The 20,854-nt window shown below is 40.2% G+C and carries 17 protein-coding genes and 1 riboswitch; of the genes, 1 reads left to right on the forward strand and 16 read right to left on the reverse strand.

Annotation, left to right across the window (positions count from 1 at the left end; all coding sequences use genetic code 11):
• The 14 genes from ABH968_RS13610 to ABH968_RS13675 form a co-directional block, all read right to left on the reverse strand.
• The gene (locus ABH968_RS13610) at window positions 1-1,137 is read right to left on the reverse strand and encodes an acyl-CoA dehydrogenase (RefSeq protein ID WP_370044689.1); all 1,137 of its coding nucleotides are present in this window, start codon (window positions 1,135-1,137) and stop codon (window positions 1-3) included.
• 318 nt (window positions 1,138-1,455) lie between these two features.
• Window positions 1,456-2,592, reverse strand: a complete 1,137-nt coding sequence (locus tag ABH968_RS13615; RefSeq protein ID WP_370044691.1) for an acyl-CoA dehydrogenase — start codon at window positions 2,590-2,592, stop codon at window positions 1,456-1,458.
• 69 nt (window positions 2,593-2,661) lie between these two features.
• Entirely contained in the window at window positions 2,662-3,513 is an 852-nt protein-coding gene (locus ABH968_RS13620) for a 3-hydroxybutyryl-CoA dehydrogenase (RefSeq protein ID WP_370044736.1), read from the reverse strand.
• Window positions 3,513-4,718 carry an acetyl-CoA C-acetyltransferase gene (locus tag ABH968_RS13625; protein ID WP_370044693.1) on the reverse strand — a complete coding sequence of 402 codons (1,206 nt, stop codon included), beginning with the start codon at window positions 4,716-4,718 and terminating at the stop codon, window positions 3,513-3,515. Before ABH968_RS13625 ends, ABH968_RS13620 begins: the two co-directional genes overlap by 1 nt.
• Before the next feature lie 231 nt (window positions 4,719-4,949).
• The gene (locus ABH968_RS13630) at window positions 4,950-7,139 is read right to left on the reverse strand and encodes a heterodisulfide reductase-related iron-sulfur binding cluster (RefSeq protein WP_370044694.1); all 2,190 of its coding nucleotides are present in this window, start codon (window positions 7,137-7,139) and stop codon (window positions 4,950-4,952) included.
• A 433-nt stretch (window positions 7,140-7,572) separates the two neighbouring features.
• Window positions 7,573-8,136, reverse strand: a complete 564-nt coding sequence (locus tag ABH968_RS13635) for a cob(I)yrinic acid a,c-diamide adenosyltransferase (protein ID WP_370044696.1) — start codon at window positions 8,134-8,136, stop codon at window positions 7,573-7,575.
• 5 nt (window positions 8,137-8,141) lie between these two features.
• Window positions 8,142-9,608, reverse strand: coding sequence for an adenosylcobinamide amidohydrolase (locus ABH968_RS13640; protein WP_370044698.1), 1,467 nt, complete (start codon window positions 9,606-9,608; stop codon window positions 8,142-8,144).
• Window positions 9,605-10,606, reverse strand: a complete 1,002-nt coding sequence (locus ABH968_RS13645; protein ID WP_370044700.1) for a FecCD family ABC transporter permease — start codon at window positions 10,604-10,606, stop codon at window positions 9,605-9,607. The genes ABH968_RS13640 and ABH968_RS13645 overlap by 4 nt, the downstream gene beginning before the upstream one ends.
• The gene (locus ABH968_RS13650) at window positions 10,603-11,568 is read right to left on the reverse strand and encodes an ABC transporter substrate-binding protein (RefSeq protein WP_370044701.1); all 966 of its coding nucleotides are present in this window, start codon (window positions 11,566-11,568) and stop codon (window positions 10,603-10,605) included. The genes ABH968_RS13645 and ABH968_RS13650 overlap by 4 nt, the downstream gene beginning before the upstream one ends.
• Window positions 11,569-11,817: 249 nt before the next feature.
• A riboswitch (cobalamin riboswitch) is annotated at window positions 11,818-12,000 on the reverse strand.
• Between the two features lie 86 nt (window positions 12,001-12,086).
• Complete coding sequence (locus ABH968_RS13655; RefSeq protein ID WP_370044703.1) at window positions 12,087-13,754, reverse strand: acyl-CoA dehydrogenase family protein; 1,668 nt, start codon at window positions 13,752-13,754, stop codon at window positions 12,087-12,089.
• Window position 13,755: 1 nt separating this feature from the next.
• The gene (locus ABH968_RS13660) at window positions 13,756-15,258 is read right to left on the reverse strand and encodes a class I adenylate-forming enzyme family protein (RefSeq protein WP_370044704.1); all 1,503 of its coding nucleotides are present in this window, start codon (window positions 15,256-15,258) and stop codon (window positions 13,756-13,758) included.
• A complete protein-coding gene (locus tag ABH968_RS13665) occupies window positions 15,251-15,640 on the reverse strand; it encodes a MerR family transcriptional regulator (RefSeq protein WP_370044706.1) in 390 nt (129 codons plus the stop codon). The genes ABH968_RS13660 and ABH968_RS13665 overlap by 8 nt, the downstream gene beginning before the upstream one ends.
• 410 nt (window positions 15,641-16,050) lie before the next feature.
• On the reverse strand, window positions 16,051-17,718 hold the full coding sequence (gene argS / locus ABH968_RS13670) for an arginine--tRNA ligase (protein WP_370044737.1): 1,668 nt from the start codon (window positions 17,716-17,718) through the stop codon (window positions 16,051-16,053).
• Window positions 17,718-18,149 (reverse strand): YwiB family protein, encoded by a 432-nt coding sequence (locus ABH968_RS13675; protein WP_370044708.1) that lies wholly within the window; start codon window positions 18,147-18,149, stop codon window positions 17,718-17,720. Before ABH968_RS13675 ends, argS begins: the two co-directional genes overlap by 1 nt.
• Before the next feature lie 205 nt (window positions 18,150-18,354).
• On the opposite strand from ABH968_RS13675, the gene ABH968_RS13680 reads away from it, so the two are divergent.
• The gene (locus tag ABH968_RS13680; RefSeq protein ID WP_370044710.1) at window positions 18,355-19,284 is read left to right on the forward strand and encodes a threonine ammonia-lyase; all 930 of its coding nucleotides are present in this window, start codon (window positions 18,355-18,357) and stop codon (window positions 19,282-19,284) included.
• 73 nt (window positions 19,285-19,357) lie between these two features.
• Here ABH968_RS13680 and ABH968_RS13685 read toward each other — a convergent pair whose 3' ends face one another.
• Together ABH968_RS13685 and ABH968_RS13690 are read right to left on the reverse strand one after the other, a co-directional pair.
• Window positions 19,358-20,119: a CPBP family intramembrane glutamic endopeptidase gene (locus ABH968_RS13685; RefSeq protein ID WP_370044712.1), complete on the reverse strand. Its 762-nt coding sequence runs from the start codon at window positions 20,117-20,119 to the stop codon at window positions 19,358-19,360.
• Entirely contained in the window at window positions 20,116-20,685 is a 570-nt protein-coding gene (locus tag ABH968_RS13690) for a TetR/AcrR family transcriptional regulator (RefSeq protein ID WP_370044713.1), read from the reverse strand. Before ABH968_RS13690 ends, ABH968_RS13685 begins: the two co-directional genes overlap by 4 nt.
• Window positions 20,686-20,854 lie beyond the last annotated feature (169 nt).

The following is a 20,854-nucleotide window of genomic DNA, read 5'->3' on the forward strand; positions in this document are numbered from 1 at the left end:
TTATTTTGTCAACATACGGGAGATAACAAGTCGTTGAATCTCTTGTGTACCTTCGTAAATTTGTGTGATTTTTGCATCACGCATGAAGCGCTCAACTGGATAATCTTTCGTATATCCATATCCACCAAAGACTTGAACCGCCTCAGTCGTTACATTCATCGCAGTATCGCCAGCCATTAATTTTGCCATTGCAGATGCCTTACCATATGGTAGACCATTTGATTCCAACCAAGCCGCTTGGTATGTAAGCAGTCGAGATGCTTCAATTTGAGTTGCCATATCCGCTAGTTTAAAGGATACACCTTGGTTGGCAGTAATCGGTTTGCCAAATTGCACACGTTCTTTTCCATATTCGACCGCTGCATCCAATGCTCCTTGTGCAATCCCTACAGCTTGTGCCGCAATACCATTACGTCCTCCATCAAGTGTTGTCATCGCAATTTTGAAGCCTTCTCCCTCAGCTCCAAGCATGTTTTCTTTCGGAACACGACAGTTATCAAAAATAATTTCAGTTGTAGGAGATGAACGAATTCCTAGTTTTTTCTCCTTCTTCCCTACCGAGAAACCTTCATAGCCAGCTTCAACGATAAAAGCAGTTGTGCCATGTTTAGCTTCTGGATCTGTTACTGCAAATACAACATATGTATCTGCTACTCCACCATTGGTAATGAAAATTTTCGAGCCGTTTAAAATATAATCATCGCCATCACGTTTTGCATATGTTCTCATGCCACCAGCATCAGAACCTGATCCTTGCTCTGTTAAGCCATATGCACCGATATGTTTACCTTCTGCCATTGGACGAAGATATTTTTGTTTTTGTTCTTCATTACCGAATTTAAAGATCGGCCAACCAGCAAGCGAAGTATGTGCAGATAAAGTTACCCCCGTTGAAGCACATACACGTGATAATTCCTCTACAGCAATGACATATGCAAGATAATCAAAGCCTGCACCGCCATATTCTTCTGGCCATGGAATACCTGTTAAGCCTAGCTCCGCCATTTTATCGAAAATTGCACGATCGAACTCTTCGTTCTCGTCACGTTCAGCTGCTGTTGGTGCTACTTCATTAATAGCAAAATCACGAATCATTTCGCGTAATTGCTCATGCTCTTCTGATAATTGAAAGTTCATTGTCCATTTCCCCTTTTTCATTAGACTCTGATAGTGCTATATTGTTGATTGCTATATTTAATAACGTTTCTGTGTTATTGTTTCGGCAAGCTGAGCAAATCTATTGGTTACCTGATCAGTTCTTCGAAGTACCTGAGCGATTCATTGCTTGACCTGATCAGTTCTCCGGATTACCTGAGCGTTTTATTGGTTTACCTGATCATTTCTTCGGATTACCCGAGCAATTTATTGATTTACCTGATCATTTCTTCAGTTACCCGTTCCCCTGAGCAATCGACATCATCCGTAAGAAATCAATTTCGCCACATGCATCAGACTTCATTTAAGTAAATGTTTACTAATGACTAGCTTTTGAATTTCACTTGTACCCTCGTATATTTCTGTCACCTTGGCATCTCGGAAATAACGCTCTACGGGATAGTCTTTTGTATAGCCGTAGCCACCAAAAATTTGTATAGCGTCAATCGCTGTTTGTACGGCTGTACGAGAGGCAAAAAGTTTCGCCATCGAGGCCTCGGCTCCGCACGGCAACCCTTTTGTGCGTAAATCTGCTGCTCGATAGACTAGTAATTTTGCTGATTCTACGGCAGTTGCCATATCAGCAAGCTTGAAGCCAACCCCTTGTTGCGCTGCAATAGGCTTTCCAAATTGAACACGCTCTTTTGCATATGCAGTAGCTGCCTCTAGTGCTGCTTCAGCAATGCCTAGAGCTTGTGCTGCGATTCCAATACGGCCAACATCTAAGTTAGCCATTGCAATTTTAAAGCCTTCCCCTTCCTCCCCAAGAAGGTTCGTGGCAGGAATGCGACAGTTGTCGAATGTTAGTTGAACTGTACGTGAGCCGTGTAGACCCATTTTATGTTCGTCTTTCCCTATGATTAAGCCCGGTGTTCCTTTTTCAACAATAAATGCTGAAATACCACGTGTTTTTTCAGTTGGATTCGTTGAGGCAAATACAATATAAACATCTGCTTCTCCACCGTTTGTAATAAACACTTTGGAGCCGTTGATGACATATTCATCTCCATCTCGCACCGCTTTGGATTGTAAAGAGCCAGCATCAGAACCCGCGCTAGGCTCTGTTAAACAAAATGCCCCTAAATATTCACCTGCAGCAAGCTTTGGAACATAACGTTTCTTCTGTTCATCGTTGCCGAAATAAATGATAGGATTTGTTCCAACCGAAGTATGCACAGATAAAATAACCCCCATTACTGCGCTAACCTTCGATAGTTCATTGATAGCAATTATGTACGATGTAAAATCCATCGCTGAGCCGCCTAATTCTTCAGGCGTCGTGATCCCCATTAAACCTAATTCTCCCATTTGTGCAAGGAGTTCGCGTGGAAACTCTCCTGCCTCCATACGTTCTACCCACGGTTCTATTTTATCCTGAGCAAAATTGCGAACCATATCACGCATCATTATTTGTTCATCTGTAAATTGTAAATGCATCTATAATGTCACCCCTGTACGTTGTCCCGTAGCATTACTTTTCGTTTGAATTGTCCCATCCCCATAGGATTATTCATAAACGTAAAAGCCTCTTCCAGATTTTTTACCTAGCCATCCTGCTGCCACATATTTACGAAGCAATGGACAAGGTCTATATTTACTATCCCCTAAGCCCTCATGTAAGATCTCCATGATGGATAGACATGTATCAAGACCAATAAAGTCTGCTAATGTCAACGGACCCATCGGATGATTCATTCCGAGCTTCATCACATCATCAATAGCTTCTTTCGATGCTACACCCTCATACAATGCGTAGATCGCTTCATTAATCATTGGTAATAAAATACGGTTCGAAATAAAGCCTGGGAAGTCATTTACTTCCACTGGAGTTTTCGATAATTTTACTGTCATGTCTTCAACCGATTTGTAGACTTCATCACTTGTTGCTAACCCTCTAATAATTTCTACAAGCTTCATAACAGGTACCGGATTCATAAAGTGCATACCAATCACTTGCTCTGGACGATTTGTTACAGCTGCAATCTCCGTAATTGGTAAAGATGATGTATTCGTAGCTAAAATGGCATGTGCTGGTGCAATCTGATCAATTTGCTTAAAGATGGATTGCTTCACTTCCATATTTTCCACAGCTGCCTCGATGATAATATCTACGTCACTAGCATCCTGTAAATCTAGTGACATACTAATACGACCTAAAATAGCCGCCTTCTCATCCTCAGTTTTACGACCCTTTTCGACATCACGTGTCAGGTTTTTCGTAATGACTCCTAAACCACGTTCGAAAAATTCTTGCTTCATGTCGTTCAGTTGGACATTATAACCAGCTTGTGCACAAACTTGTGCAATGCCGGAGCCCATTTGTCCAGCACCAATAACCATCACTTTTTGAATTCCCATCATTCGTGTCCCCCTGTTTTCGGTACTTCAATCATAATCGCATCGCCTTGCCCTCCACCTGAGCAGATTGCAGCAATTCCGATACCGCCACCACGACGTTTTAATTCATGTGCAAGTGTTAAAATAATGCGTGCTCCAGATGCTCCGATTGGATGACCTAGTGCAACTGCACCACCGTTAACATTGATCTTTTCAGCATCTAAATCCGCCAGCTGCTTGCTGACAAGGGCTACTGCTGCAAATGCTTCATTGATTTCGATCAAATCAATGTCAGTTAATGATTTCCCTGTCTTTTTCAGTAATTTGTTAATGACAAGTCCTGGTGTTTGCGGGAAGTTCTCTGGCTCAATAGCGATCTCTTCATGGCCGATAATCACTGCAAGCGGCTCTCTACCTTCACGCGCTGCACGTTCCTCACTCATTACTACTAAGGCACACGCACCATCGTTAACACCAGGTGCATTCCCTGCTGTAATCGTTCCGTCCTTGTCAAAGGCTGGCTTGAGTTTTGCAAGTACCTCCATTGACGTACCGACTCTTGGTGCCTCGTCTGTGTCGACATGAAGCGGTTCTCCCTTACGTTGTGGAATTTCCACAGGCACGATTTCTTCAGCAAAGTAACCTTTCTCAATTGCTGCAAGTGCACGTTCATGACTGCGAACTGACCAAGCATCCTGCTCCTCGCGGCTTAACGAATATTCTTTGGCCGTTGTATTACCGTAACTTCCCATATGTGGCCTTGCCTTATCAAAGGCACATGTTAAGCCATCATATAGCATGCCATCCACCATTGTTGAGTCGCCCATGCGTAAGCCTGTTCGACCATTTTGTAGATAATACGGTGCATTGGACATGGACTCCATACCACCAGCGATAATTACTTCTTCGTCCCCTAATCGAATTAGCTGATCCGCTAGTGTTACAGCACGCATCCCTGACGCACAAACCTTGTTAATCGTTTCTGTTTTCACTGCTACTGGTAAATTTGCTTTGATCGCAGCCTGCCTTGAAGGAATTTGGCCCTGTCCCCCTTGTAAAACGGAGCCTAAAATTACTTCATTCACTTCATCAGGCGAAATATTCGCTTTCTCAAGTGCCCCTTTTATGGCGATTGCGCCTAAATCACTCGCGCTTAATGCTGATAGTGAACCTCCAAACTTACCAAATGCAGTTCTTGCTCCTACTAAAATTACTGCTCTATTCAAGTAAAACACCCCTTTTGTTTTACGTTCTAGAAGAAGTATAAGAGCATTTGCGTTGACTGAACGCTCGCTCGACCTCTTGCGATGAAAAATGGGAGTTTATAGATCAACTCCCATTTCCATTTAATCTTATTCTACAAAACAATTATTTATTGTGCAATTTATATTTTTCAGATAACTAAAATATTTCTGCAATAACCATTATTTTTCTGCGTTAGTTTCTGCATTCTTGTCTTATTCGACACTGTCTACAGCAGCTACTACTCCTTCAACCATTACATCCACTGCTTCTTCAACAGACTCTTCGACAGCTTTCACTTTTTCACCAAATACTGAACGCTCCAATAGTTCTGCAACATCGAATGTACTGATTATATCTTCAACCTCTTTTGCCTTTGTACCATCCTCAAGCATTGTTAAGCAGTAAGGACATCCAGAAGAAATAACTGAAGCATCCGTTGCTAAAGCTTGCTCTGTTCTTGCTACGTTAATACGGTTGCCGACATGCTCTTCCATCCACATTAAGCCGCCACCTGCACCACAGCACATTGCTGACTCACGATTACGCTCCATTTCCACAAGCTTAACACCTGGAATACCACGTAATATCTCGCGTGGTGCATCATAAACATCGTTATAACGACCTAAATAACAAGAATCGTGGAAAACAATCGTTTCATGAACTTCGTAATTTAACGCTAGACGATTTTCATCAATCAATTGATTCAATAGTTCAGTATGATGGTAGACCTCGCCCTTCCAGCCAAAATCTTGGTATTCATTTTTAAAGATATTGTAAGCATGCGGGTCAATCGTAACGATTTTCTTCACGTCGTTTTTCTCAAATTCATCAATATTCGCTGTTGCCAGCTCTTGGAATAAGAATTCATTTCCTAAACGACGAGGAGTGTCCCCTGAGTTTTTCTCTTTATTTCCTAAAATCGCAAACTTCACACCTGCCTCGTTTAATAAACGACAGAAAGCTAAGGCAATTTTTTGCGAGCGGTTATCAAATGCACCCATTGAACCTACCCAGAATAAATATTCCATTTCCTCGCCTGATTTTTTCAGCTCTTTCACTGTTGGAATATGAATTGTTGGATCTAGGTCACGCCAATTTTCTTTTTCTTTACGGTTTAAGCCCCAAGGATTGCCTTGACGCTCGATATTTGTCATCGCGCGTTGTGCATCAGGGTTTACTTTCCCTTCAGTCATTGTTAAGTAACGACGTAAATCAATAATTTTATCGACATGCTCGTTCATAACAGGACATTGATCCTCACAGTTACGGCAAGTTGTACATGCCCAAATCTCTTCTTCTGTAATGACATCGCCGATTAAAGAAGGGCTGTAGATATCTTCAATGACTGCCCCCTCAGCACCAGCTGCCATCGCTAGCTGATTCCCCTTTGTTTTCGCAAAGAATTGATAAGGTACCCAAGGCTTTTGCTTTGTCACAACAGCACCTGTAAATGTTAAATGATCTCGTAGCTTCACGATTAAATCCATCGGTGATAGCATTTTCCCTGTTCCTGCTGCTGGACACATATTTGTACAACGTCCGCACTCTACACAAGAATATAAATCTAGCATTTGTTTTTGTGTAAAGTCTTGAATACGTCCAACACCAATTGCTGGAATATCCTCTTCATCTTCAGCATTTTCTAATGCTTCAAAGTCGATCGGTGTTAGCGTACCTGTACGATCTAAACGGTTCATGTACACATTAATCGGGCTTACAATCAAGTGGAAGTGCTTCGATTGTGGTACATACACTAAGAATGTCAAAAGAGTTAATAAGTGCGCCCACCACATTACATAGAAAACAACAGCCGCTGCTGATGCTGGCAAAAAGCCAAAAATAGCAGCAATGCCAGAAGCAACTGGCTCTGTATAAGTTAGTCCTTCACCATGCCAAATTATTCCCATACCATTTGCAAGCAATGTGGATACCATTAACCCGCCAATGAATATTAAGACAAGTCCATTTTTCCAACCTCGTTTTAGACGTACTAGCTTTTCTACATAACGACGGTAAAATGCCCACACAACCGCCACTAAAATCATTAATACTACAAGCTCTTGGAAGAATGTAAACACACTGTAGAAAATGCCAAGTGGCAAATGTGATCCAGGTGCTAACCCCTTCCAAATTAAATCAATGGCCCCTAGCTGCACCATTAAAAATCCATAGAAGAACATGACGTGAATTAAACCACTCTTTGGATCTTTTAATAGCTTGTTTTGGCCAAGTACATTAACCATAAGATATCGAACTCGTTCTTTAACACTTTCATCAAACTCAACCTTTTTCCCCAATTGCACAAATTTATAGCGTGTTTTTAACAGATAGAAGAACAATCCTACTGCATAAAGCACAACCACGACTGTTAGAACAATGTTTGCAATTACTAATGGACTCATGGTTGGTCCCCCCCTTAGTTTGTCGTAAGTTTCTCTCTTTGTGATAAATTTGCTAGTTCATACGTAAATGTACGTCATTCCATCATTATATTCCTATTCTAATAAATGAGTGAGCATTCAGTCAACATAAAACGGAAATATTTCTGATAATTTTATATTCTTACATTTTACAAGAAAAAAAGCCACCCTGAATTTTTCAAAGTGACCATTTTTTTGCATTATTTTCAATACTAATATGAGTTCTCACCATAACGTGGGGTTGATTTCCGTTCCGACTAGGCGCTTTCCTGGGGGCGTCCGATGAGCCGCTTCGCTTCGCTGCAGGGTCTCATCTGTGACGCTAATCCCCAAGGAGTCGCCCAGTCTCCACTCCAATCAACTTATATATGGCATACGTTTTAAGAAATGTCATCTACAACTTTTTGTGAACAGGCTATTTTTTAAAGACATTGCCGCTTCGGATATATTCAACATCCGCGACATTCAATCTAAAATTAACAACACGTGCAGCTGCAAATAGATAATCAGATAGACGATTTAAATATTTTTGTACAATCGTCGGTACGTCTTCGATTTCCTTCATAAGCGTTACCATTTGACGCTCTGCTCGACGTGCTATTGTGCGACCTATGTGTAAAGTTGCAGATGCTGGTGCACCACCTGGTAAAATAAAGCGCTGTAACGGTGGCGCTTCATCTGACAATGCATCAATACGAGATTCCAACACCTCAATTGGCTGCTCTGTCAGCTTATAATGACGCTCCTTCATGACGTTAGCGAGGTCGCCGCCTGCATCGAAAAGCTCATGCTGAATCGTTTCTAAATCAATTAGAATATCCTTGAATAACTCACGATCTAGTTCACTAACAGCCTTACCAATAAAAGAATTTAATTCATCGATGGCCCCATATGTCTCTACGCGTAAGCTATCTTTATCAACACGCCCCCCGATAAGACTTGTTTTCCCCGTATCGCCTGTTTTTGTATAAAGCTTCATTTCTCTCATCTCCTAAAATTATTTTTGTAATTTTTTATCGCCTGCACAGTTGTTTCAAAAACACCTTTACCGATAATCTTACCTACATCAGTAATGGGGCCACCGTACAGCATTTCTTCCCCTTTTTGTGTCGCTGCAATCAATAAACTATCTGTAGCTGTACCTGTCGCAATCGTACCACTAAGCTCATCACGAATATTTTCTGATTGCAATGCCTTTGTTTTCGCCTCATTAGCTGTCATCATTGCTTGGAAAAACGCTTCTTCTGATAAACAACCATTAACGATGACCCACGTATTTATAGTACCAATATGTGGTTCATCTTGTCTTTCATGTGCACGAGACACATCAACAGCATTGCCAACTCCAGCCGTAACGGCAACTAGGACACTGCCAAAGGAAGCTTTAAATTCATTAATAGCTACTAGATTTGTTGGGACAGCTGTTAACATGACGACGGTGTTTGTAGATGAAAAATGCTCCTTTAGTAAAAATTCAGCGACCTCTCTCTTTACATCATAAATGACATAATCTATTGGTACAGAGCGATTTAGCAGACAATCATACCAACCGATACCCGGATTATGGACAGCTGAGGACACTGTTTTTAAAGGAAACTCTGATTGAAGCTGAATGTAACGATCTGTAATAGTGAAATTTTCTTTTTTAATGACAGCACGTTGCTGATGTTCAACTGAGGCTGGCATCATGGTAATTTGAGGCTTTGGGATTTCTGGATGTGCATAAGTTGCAACTCGGGCATGATAGACGTCTTCGATTTGCGAAGCGATTAATACTTCATGTGGCGCCCCCAATGCCCGCATCCGTCCTTCCTCCATTAGTAATAATTCATCACAATAGAGAGAAGCTAAATTCATATCATGCAGCACCATAATAACGGTTAAACCACGTTCAATTGCTTCCTTTCGCACCATATCTAAAATTTGACGTTGATGAGCAATATCTAGATGGTTCGTTGGCTCATCTAGCAGCAATATTTCCGCTGTTTGTGCAAGAGCTTGAGCTACAAAAACTCTCTGTTGTTCACCGCCCGACAAGAATTCCATCGATGTCTGTTCATAGCGTTTCACACCTGTTTGTATCATTGCATGTTGAACTGCTTGTTCATCACGATCAGTCCAGCTTGAAAAGAAGCCCGTTTGATGTGGATAACGTCCAAGTGAAACTGCCTCCCGTACACTGTTTGAAAAGGCATTAGCATGTAATTGTGGTAGCACCGCCATTTTTTTTGCTAATGCACGAGCATTGTAAGAACTAATATTTTTACCATCTACTAATATAGTGCCTGCAGTTGCTGGTAGTATGCCACTTATTACTTTTAACAGCGTGGATTTCCCGCTACCATTCGGCCCTAAAATCCCTAGTATTTTTCCTTTTTCAACGGAAAAACTAATATCATGGACGATCGGTACATCTTCATAGCCACCAGAAAGATGTTCAACAACAATCATGCCCGTACCCCCTTGCCTCTACGTTGCTTATAAAAAATATAGGAAAAAACGGGCGCCCCAATAAATGCAGTAATGACACCAATCGGTAGCTCTCTTGGTATAATAATTGTTCGTGCTATTAAATCACAAATAATCAACAAAGTTGCTCCATTTAAAAATGATAATGGCAATAAATGACGATGATCGGAACCCCAAACCATTCTCGTCATATGAGGAACAACTAAACCGACAAAGCCAATCGTTCCAGAAACCGCTACCGCAGCTCCTGTCAACATTGATCCACCCACTAAAATAATATATTTACTACGCTTAACATTGACACCTAAATGCTTCGCGCGTTCTTCACCATATAACAGAACATTTAACTCGCGTCTTTGTGTCCAAAGCATAATTGAGCCAATTATGACAAACGGGATGATCATCTGAACGTATGGCCAACCACGCATCGATACTGAACCGAGCAACCATCCGATAACTTGGCGTAGCTCCTCACCAGACAATGCAATCATTAATGAAATCAGGGAACCTAGAAATGAACTAAATATTACCCCTGTTAAAATAAGAGTTTCCATTTTTAACGAGCGGTCTACTATTCTAGCAAAACCCATAACAGCTACCATCGTTAATATGGCACCAATCATACTAAAGATTGGCAATGTAAAATGGCCGACTACAGGTATTGATATACTAAAGAAAATCGTCATAACTGCGCCAACTGATGCACCAGAGGAAACACCTAACGTATAAGGGTCAGCCAAAGGATTTTTTAATAAGCCTTGAAAAGCTGCCCCTGCAATAGCAAGTGATGCCCCTACAAGCCCTGCTAGCAGAACTCGAGGTAAACGAATCTTCCATAAAATATTGGCAGCTGTTTCATCAGCCGCCTTATTCCACACTACTTCTAGTGGAATATGAACTGAGCCTATCGCTACTCCACACCAGATGCTAATGATAAGAAGTGTAATTGCTGATCCATAGGCTACAATTGTTTTACTCATTTAAACGCCTCTGGGTAGACGGCCTTCGCTAATTCCTCTAGACCATCTGCTAAACGGGGACCTTGACGACTTGTCGTATTTTCATCCACTTGCACAATGGCTTTATTTTTCACAGCAGTAATTGTCTCAAAGCCTGGACGTTGCGGAATTTTCGTTAAAATATTTGGTACATAATTATATGCCACAACAATGACATCTGGATTTTTCGTGATAATTTGTTCAGCATCAATTTGATACCAGTCATTTGTATCTGCTGCCACATTTTCGGCATGAATCATTTCTAGCATCTCATTCATAAATGTACCTTTACCAGCTGTATAAATCTGTGGCTCATCAGAAGATTCTACAAAGACTTTTTTTGGCTCAACACCCTCAAGTTTTGTTTCAACTTCTTCAACTTTTGCCTTCATGTTTGCGACAATTTTTTTAGCCTCTTCTAGTTTTCCTGTTGCACGACCAAGCTGTTCAATCGTTGTGTAAGTTTCATTAAAGTTTTTGGCATCCGCTACAACAAATACTTTCACACCTGCAGCCTCAAGCTGTTCAACTGCTCCTTTTGAATAACCCATACCCGATGCATGCGCAAAAACGATATCTGGCGATAAAGCAATAATTTGTTCAATATTATAATCCATGCCGCCAACCTTTTCTTTTTTAGTAACCTCTGGCGGATAATCATCATTATCTGTTACACCAACTATTTCATCATTTAAGCCAAGGCTAAATAAAATTTCTGTGTTACTTGGAATGAGAGAGACAATTTTTTCAGGAGGTGCTTCTAGCGTAATATCCTTGCCAGTAGCATCTGTTATCGTCATTGGGAATGTTGCTTGATCTACTTTTGCAGTCTCTTGTTGCTCTGCAGATGACGGCTTGTCATTTGTTGCCTCTTTTGTATTACATGCAGCAAGCAAGCCAATAGCTAAAAATGCTGATAATCCTATTTTCCAAAATTTCTTCATGTGAATCCCCCTTATTCTATTAGTGCATATAGTTTTTAACGCTTTGTTTTTCTGATTTATCGATACATTTTAGTTTTTTATCGCCTAACATTGTGAGTTTATTGCCCAACTTCATGGATTTATCGCCCACTTTTTCAAATTTATCGACATTCATCTTCCAAAACAAATACCCCTCATCATAAAACAATGAGGGGTCAAATTTGCACAAAAAACATATACAAAATCCACCATCCTATCCTCGTAGGCTACAACGTGTTTTCTATAAAGGCAGGTCTCCTGGCTCGTGCTCCATACGCTTTTTCAAGCCTTCCCGAAAATTTCAGTGGCGTAGATTGAAAAAACTCACACATACAGTGGCGGGACCGCATCGGAATTACACCGATTTCCCTTTTCACTTTACTTAAGTAAAGAACCTTTATAATATTCAGTTGATTGTATTATACATGAAAATGAAAGAAGTCGCCTCCATTCGAGACGACTCCTAAACAAATCAATTATGTCCGGCATACTGAAAGAAGTTAGACTATATCTGAAAAATACTGTACCGTTTTCATCGGTGCACCCATTTCTCGTAACGCCCATGTGTGCTCTAAATAAATATCTGCTAGCTTCTCATATTTGCCGCCGAATCTTTGTGCCCATTCGACTGCTACAACACTTTCATATAAATGTGCCATTTTCTCAGCGACTTTTTTTGCTTCAAACGTTTTTGTTGCATCATCTAAACGACTAAATGTTTGCAAAGTTGCATCTAGTTTTGCTAATTGATCCACGACAATTTCGACTAATGGATTGTCAGCTAGCTTTTCTAGACGTTCTTCCATGACACGAACAAACATTTCGTGCGCATGAAACTTATCAACTAAACGAATGAGCTCTAAAGCTAAAATATTCGCAGTCCCCTCCCACACAGTAAGTACCTGTGCATCTCTTAATAACCGAGGTGTAACAAAATCTTCAATATAGCCATTTCCGCCATGTAATTCAATGGCTTCACTCGCATAATGTACAGCTTGCTCTGCCGTTTCTTTTTTCATGATCGCAATATACAAGCGATTCAAAATGATGTCCTCTTTATTCCCCTGCCCACTAGTTACTTTATCGTACAGCTGAATAAGATCAAAAACCGTGGCAACTTCTACATGAAGCTTGGCAGCGAATTTCCCAAGTGTATCCTGAATCATAGGGTATTGCGTTAAAGGCTTACCAAACGCATGACGATTTGTCACATAATGCTTCGCCTCTAAATATCCGCGGCGCATAATGCCGATAGAAGCAACCGCATTGCAAATTCTTGATAAATTAAGCGCCTCCAGCATATAATAAATTCCTTTATTCGGATCACCTACGACATAAGCTAGCGCACCATCAAATTCAACCTCACCAGAAGGTACTGCTCTAACGCCAAGCTTATCCTTTAAACGCCGAATGCGGAGATTATTAACTGTGCCATCCTCATTTCGCCATGGAGCTGCAAACAATGTTAAGCCTTTTGAGCCTGCCTGAGCCCCTTCCATGCGTGCCAATACCATGGTTACTCCACACATTCCCGCGTTAGATGCAAAATATTTCTCCCCATATAAACGATACTGATTGCCGTCCTTTCTTGCCTCTACAACATTCGCCCCAACATCAGAGCCACCTTGACGCTCCGTTAAAAATGTCGCCCCCTCATATAGCTCCGTATCTCCTGTTGCACAAACATGCGGTAAAAAGCGTTCCTTCACCTCATCACTCGCATAATGATCAAGGAGATAAGCAGCTGCCATTGTTAAAGTAACAGGACAGTAAAAGCCTGGCTCAGCATGTGACAGTATATAGCCTTGAGCAAAGCTATAGACATAGTTGCCCTTTCTACCTAATTGCGGAATATCCTTGTGCACATAGCCAACAATGCCGGTATTGTATGTTTCTTCAATTGTTTTTTTATAGCCATCATTGACCCAAACTTCTGACACTTCTTCACCATAGGCATTATACCTTTGTAATCGAGGTTCACCCTCTCTATCCGTATGTTTGGCTCTCACATCAATATCTCCAGCACAAAGCTCACCGAAATCTGTTAGCTCACGTGTTGCATAGTCCACAAACTCTTTATCTAGCATCATTTCTAAAATTTTATGCAGTGTATCATTATCTTTAAAAAAGTTCATTGTTTTCATTTCTTCCTGTTGTAAAACCTTCATGCTATCTCACCTCTTGTCCCTTCAAGGTTTGTTTTAATATTTTGCCCGATGCATTTCGTGGTAGCGCTTCCACACGTTCAAAGATGCGTGGAATTTTATATTTAGCAAGATGCTCCTCTAAATAAGCTTTAAGTCCGCCCTCGTCAATATCTGTTTTAGCTGCATAAACAGCCTTCACCGTTTCTCCCCACTCCGGATGTGGTACACCAATAACAGCAACTTCAAATATCCCCTCATAGCTCAACATACTATCTTCAATTTCTTTCGGATAAATATTCACACCGCCTGAAAAAATAACATCCTTTTTACGATCCACAATCCAAATATAGCCGTCCTCATCTATCCGAGCTAAGTCACCTGTTTTCAGCCAGCCATCTATAAATGCAGCCTTTGTTGCAACATCATCCTTGTAATAACCCAGCATATTGCTCTCACCGAATAACACAATTTCTCCTACTTCACCAACACTGACATCTTCTCCATTGTCGTTAATAATACGCAGCTCCGCTCCAAGTGGTGCACGTCGACCAACGCTCCCCGCCTTCGTTTCATGCTCTTCACCAAACAATATTGAACCGTTTGGACCAGCCTCTGTTAAACCATAAACACAGGTTAAATTTTCTGTTCTGAAAGCTTTTTGTAAATGGCGGACTTCGTTTTGTGATAACGGCGCTCCACCATAAGCCCACCATTTCATCGATGATAAATCAGTTGTTTGCAATCTTGGCAGTTGGGCTGTTAACAAATAAGCAACAGGTGCTCCAAAGAAATGCGTTGTCCGTTCCTGCTCAATTGAGTCAATAAATAAATCGGGTGTAAATGTTGGTGTTAGCACATTTGTTGAGCCTACAAGTACTCCTGCCATTAAAAATAAATGTAATGGGGCTGAATGCGTCAACGGCATCATAAGAAGGATCCGGCTTTCAGGCTTTACTTCCATTTCTACCGCAATCATTTGCGCTACAGTTATAATATTGCGATAGCTAAACAATACTCCCTTTGGTTTTCCAGTTGTACCCGAGGTATATAAAATCGTTGAGACATCATCTTCATTCAACTGGCAATCAATTGTTTGAATGCTTGCATGTTGAATAAGTGTTTCATAGTTTAGCCAACCAGCCTGCTCTTGACCTGTTTTGATTTTTAAAGGAACAACCGTGATGTTTTCGACAGCTGCAAAAATTGCCTCATGGACTAGAATAGCTTTAGCATCAGCATGCTGTGCTACATATTCGACCTCTTGCAGCGTAAACTTCGCATTTACTGGAACGACAATAGCTCCAATACGCTGAATAGCAAAATAGCTAACAACAAACTCTACAACATTAGGCATAAAAATGATTACTTTATCGCCTTGACGCACACCCTGCTCTAATAAAGCATGACTAAAACGTGTCACTTGCTCATCTAAATCACGATAAGTCACTCGTCTCCCCTGACAAACAACAGCTTCACTCATAGGGTACTTTCGTGCATTACGTGCTAACAAATTAGAACTATTCATCGTGCATCTCTCCCTTTAAAGTCGCTAATTTTTCTATAAAAACGCCTTGTAATTGCTGTATTTCACTCTTCATTTGTGCAAGCTCTGCTATTTTGCTATCAATCTCTTGAATTTTTTGCTCCCCATATTCGACCGTACGCTCCAACTGCTGAATGCCCGTGCGATCATAATCAAACAGCAACACCATCTCCTTGATCTCCTCAAGTGAAAAACCGTAACGCTTTCCTCGGAAAATAAGCTTAAGTTTCGCTAATTCTTTTTTTGAAAAGGTTCGCTGATTAGTAGATGATCGATTAGGATTAAGCAGCCCAAGCTCCTCATAATAGCGAATTGTCCGTGTTGAAACATTAAACTGCTTAGCCACTTCCTGAATCGTCCTCAACATCATCTCCCCTTTCCGTTTTCCATCAGTATATCATTGACGCTAGCGTAAACTTCAACAAAATATATGGAATTTACAGAAAATTATTGTTTTAAGTAGATGAATTTGTTTCAAGGTGCTATCCATCGCTTTAGCGGTTCTATCCGTCAAGTCCTTAATATTGTGTAAAATTCTATACAAAGTTTTTCAACCCTGACTTTAGATTTGTCAAATTGTCCAGCTTATGTTGGAATTCGCCGCTAAAAGTGTGAGTTGCGCCGCGAACCAAGCAAGGAACGCCGCTAAAACCCGAAATTCCGCCGCTAAGCACAAGACTTTAGTCAAGTCGCTTCATAGCCATAGCTGTTTAAGCCCTATCAACATAAAAAAACCCCGGCACATTGTTGTGCCGGGGGCTAGAAAGACTATTATTACATTTTTTCCGGTGCAGATACGCCGATTAAGCGTAATGCGTTGGCAATTGTTGTACGTACAGCAGTAATAAGCGCTAAGCGAGCCTCTGTTAGCTCTTTATTTGAAGCGTCTAACACTTTTTCAGCGTTATAGAAGCTGTGGAATGCAGCTGCTGTTTCTTGAATATAGTTGGCGATACGGTGTGGTGTACGGTGCTTCGCAGCATCTGCTACCACTTTCGGGAAGTCGCCCACTTTTTTCAGTAAATCAATTTCTTTTTCTGCAGTTAACAGCGTTAAATGCTCTGTTGTTGCAGCAAATCCTTGCTCATTCGCTGAGCGTAAAATAGAAGAAATACGTGCATGCGCATATTGTGCATAATACACTGGGTTTTCATTTGATTGAGATACGGCAAGGTCAAGGTCAAAGTCCATGTGAGAATCGCCCGCAGTTTTCACGAAGAAATAACGAACTGCGTCTAAGCCAACCTCTTCTACAAGCTCACGCATTGTAACAGCGTTCCCTGTACGTTTAGACATTTTGAATTTCTCACCGTTTTTATAAAGCTGAACCATTTGGATGATTTCTACTTCAAGTGTATCACGGTCGTAGCCAAGTGCTTGAATAGCAGCCTTCATACGTGGGATATAACCGTGGTGGTCAGCTCCCCAAATATTAATTAATTTATCGAAGCCACGTACAATTTTATCCTCATGGTATGCGATATCTGGAGTTAAATATGTGAAAGAGCCATCATTTTTAATTAACACGCGGTCTTTATCGTCGCCAAATGTTGTCGAACGGAACCAAGTAGCACCGTCTTCTTCAAATACATGACCATTGGCTTTCAGTTTATCTAACGCTACTTCAATTTTGCCGTTTTCATACAGAGAAGTTTCTGAATACCACACATCAAAGTTTACACGGAAGTTTGCAAGGTCTGTTTTTAACTTGTCTAATTCTAACGCTAAACCATGTTGACGGAAGAATGCAAAACGTTCTTCTTCAGATTTTGATAAAATTGCATCGCTATGCTCTCCTGCTAGTTTACCAGCGATTTCAATAATATCTTGACCGTGGTAACCATCCTCTGGCATCTCAGCATCCAACCCTAAAGCTTGCTTATAACGTGCTTCAAGTGAATAAGCTAAGTTATTAATTTGGTTACCTGCATCGTTAATGTAGTACTCACGAGATACATTGAAACCTGCCATATCTAGCACATTACATAATGAATCCCCTACAGAAGCTCCACGTGCGTGACCTAAATGAAGATCACCTGTTGGATTTGCAGATACGAATTCAACTTGAACTTTTTCTCCCGCCCCAGCATTAGAACGACCATAGTCAGCACCTTGCTCAAGCACTGCTTTTACTACACCTGCTAGGAAATCTTTACGCACAGTAATATTCATGAAGCCAGGACCAGCAATATCGATTTTCTCAATATCTGTACCTGCTGTTTCAAGATTTTCTAAAATGGCTTCTGCAATCGCACGAGGTGGTTTTTTTGCTAATTTCGTTAATTGCATAGCAATATTTGTCGCATAGTCTCCATTTGCCTTATCTTTCGGTGTTTCAAGGTGAATATTTAACTCTGTGCCAGCATCGACTAAGCCAGCTTTTTCAACAGCCTGCGCAATCGCTACTTTAATGGCTTGTTGTACTTGTTCTACTGCGTTCATCATTGTACCTCCGTAAATGTAATGTCTAATTTATAATTGCCAACGGATTGCCCACCCATTAGTAAATCGTACTGTACATGGAAATCTCCGCTTACTGCCTGTTTTGTAAACGTCATTTTTTTCGTGTGGATGACGAGTGGCATTGAACCGAATTCACTTTCATAATGACCTATTTGTTGTTCAATTATGTTAAGTGGTAGTCGCATTTTTACTGCTCCAGCACGCATAATTAATGCCTGTTCATTGCCTAGCTTCATAGTTGTGCGGATGGTTTTATCCTCCTGCACCTCTTCATATTTCAAATACATGCTTCCTGCTTTTTCAAGTAGCTGCCCTGTCAGCCACATTTCATAACTTTCAGACTCCCCATTAATCGGGTGAATCGTAGAAATGAGCTTAATGTTCACCTGCGATCTTGCTTCGTTCGCCATTACGGACGCTCCCTTTTATTGTTTTTACTATAACCTTTTTATTATAGGATGAATCCTCATATTTTTTCAAGGTAGAAGTAAGTATTCTATCCAATGTGGCAGTAATTAGTTCATTATTTAATGATTGACACAAACTTCCTGTAAATCTAAAGTTATATTAAGAAGTTGGAATATTCATTCATTTTAATGAAATGGGGGCTGCTGTATGTTAACACTTGAACAAATTCATGCTGCTAAACGAAGAATTTCATCTTATATATACGAAACGCCTATTATTCGATTAAATGGGCTCGATCAATTTTTAGGATGTCACGTCTATATAAAAGCCGAGAATATGCAAAAAACAAACTCCTTTAAGCTTCGAGGGGCTCTCAATAAAATGCTTTCCATGCCGTTAGAACAATTACAAAAAGGAGTAGTCGCTGCATCCTCAGGTAATCATGGCAAAGGTGTAGCCTATGCTGCCAAGCTATTAAATAGTAAGGCAACAATTGTTCTACCAGATTCAGCTCCTACCGTTAAGGTTGATGGAATACGTGCATTAGGTGCAGAAGTTGTACAGTGTAAACTGGCAGAAAGACATGTACTAACAGAAAAACTCAGTCGTGATCATGGCTTTTGCAACATACATCCTTATGATGATTACGATATTATGGCAGGACAAGGAACAGCAGGTTTAGAAATATTAGCACAGCTTCCTGATGTCGATACTATTGTTGTTCCTATTGGTGGTGGTGGATTAATTAGTGGCGTTGCAACTGCTGTAAAATCCATAGCTCCTCATATCAAAATAATTGGTGTGGAGCCTGCTGTTGTTTCGCGTTATAGCAAAAGCTTAGATGCTGGCGAAAGATTGCTGTTAGCTGAACAAAAATCTTTGGCTGATGCTCTACTAACTTTACAGCCTGGGGAACGGAACTTTCCAATTGTTCAACAGCTTGTCGATGAGGTTGTAGGTGTAGATGAAGTATTGATTCAACGCGGGATGAAAACCTTACTCTCAGAGGGTAAAATCATCGCAGAACCCTCCTCTTCTATCGGCATTGGCGCTGCCCTGCAAGGGGCTTTACCTATTCGTAAAAACGAAAAAGTGTGCTTCCTTATTTCAGGAGGTAATGTTGGATTACAACAATAAGCTCATTAAGGTGACTAGACAAAAAAAGCATCCACTCAAATTTAACGAGTAGATGCTTTTTTGCTTGTCGAGTTTAAACGTAACTCTCAGGATTTTTTAAATTCATAACAGCCTTTTTAGGAAATAAAGCTCTCCAGAAATAAATTGCGAGACCAATTAACACTAGACAATGAAAGATATAAATAGAAGTAGCAAGAACAGTTATCTCACTTGAATCAGTCATGAAAGCAATAAAATCGTGCGTAGCGTGCCAGATAATTGGGAAAATAATACTTTTTGTCTTTGCAACAATTTCTGCACAAACTAGCCCAAAGAGGAATGCAAAAGTTATTTGTAGTAATGTCATTAATAAATCAGCACCGGAAAGTATATTTGCAAGATGTCCGATACCAAACAAAATTGAGGAGCCTATAATAGCCACTTTAAGCCCTTTCGCTGATAAATATTTGAGAATTAGGCCACGGAAAATAAACTCTTCAAAAAGACCAACGGCAATAACAAATAGAAACAAAATAAGTACATATTGCGCAGAAAAACCATCTCGATCTGTAATACCACTAAAGAATGCAGTCAACTCAGAAATAACGATAACAGCCATCCATGCCTCTGCTTTAAACTTTCTAAATCCGAAATCTTGGAAAGAGAATTTACTTTTTTTCATGATCCAAAGAGTAACTAGTACACCAACTGCAGTGGCAATAAATTGAATCAAAGTTATAGAGCTTAAACTACTTATATTTTTGACAGCTATAATTACACCAGCTATGGTAGGAAAAACAAGTGCAAGCAAAGTAAATAGTATCGATAAAAGAATAGGCGAATTTTTCATTTTCATTGATTTTCTCCATTCAATAATTTTTGTTTAACACCTTCAAAAACATCTTTTAAAATACTCTCAATTTCCGAGCTATCTAAATCGCAAGTATTCGTCGCACACATTGTCGCTATACCATGCGTTGTTAACCATATATCTATAAATAAAGATTTTGCAGAGGCTTGTGTTAATCCCGTTAATTTAGAAATTAGCGCTATAATTCCTTGGTTTTCTACGTCATTTATTAAATCCGAAAAGCTTGAAATCTTATATTTATTGGATAGGAATAACAGCTCAAATAACTTTTTTTCCTCGCGAGCAAAGTTAATATAAGCTAATCCCATTCCTAAAAAAGAACTTTCTTGCAAACCTTGAAACATTCTTTCGTTATAAAGATTGCCAGCCCTTTCATATATTGCATACTTCAAATCGTCCATACTCGAGAATAATCGAAATATAGGCTTTGTCGAACAACCTAACTCTTTTGCTAAATCCCTTGCATTCACACTATCAATGCCACTCTTCCTAACCATTTCAAAAGCACAATCCAATAAAATTCCCTCAGTAAATCGCTCTTTTGGTGCCAAAAAATTTTACCTCCTTTCGATAGGTAACGTTTGTTACCTATAATGTAACAGTGTTTTCCTATTAATGTCAATAAGATTTCAAAAAAATTCCAAAGAAATAAAAAAAGCTCACTTTGTAAATGAGCCTTATTTTCCCCTAATAGCTATTGTGATAAACAACGGTATCCTT

The organism is Lysinibacillus sp. RC79, from assembly GCF_041262405.1.
Taxonomy (GTDB): Bacteria; Bacillota; Bacilli; order Bacillales_A; family Planococcaceae; genus Lysinibacillus.